The organism is Burkholderia sp. SIMBA_051 (assembly GCF_046534915.1).
Classification (GTDB): domain Bacteria; phylum Pseudomonadota; class Gammaproteobacteria; order Burkholderiales; family Burkholderiaceae; genus Burkholderia; species Burkholderia ambifaria.
Genome location: NZ_JAWRXS010000729.1, coordinates 1 through 244, shown reverse-complemented (window position 1 = coordinate 244; position 244 = coordinate 1). Strand labels below are relative to the sequence as shown.

Genomic DNA, 244 nt, shown 5'->3' with positions numbered 1-244 from the left:
CCACGCGCTGCTGCTGGCCGCCCGACATGCGCGCCGGATGACGGTCCGCCAGATGCGAAAGGCCCACCAGCTTGAGCGCCTCGGCCACCCGCGCCTGCCGCTCGTCCTTGCCGACCCGCTGCATCTCCAGGCCGAACGACACGTTCTCGGCCGCGGTCATGTGCGGGAACAGCGCGTAGTTCTGGAACACCATGCCCAGCCCGCGCTTGTTCGCGGGCGTGCGGCTGACGTCCTTGCCGTCCAG

1 protein-coding gene is annotated in these 244 nt (G+C 70.5%); it reads right to left on the bottom strand.

What is annotated here, in order from left to right; genetic code table 11:
* On the bottom strand, positions 1-244 hold a 244-nt coding region (locus SB771_RS36375; protein ID WP_410722208.1), incomplete at both ends, for an ATP-binding cassette domain-containing protein.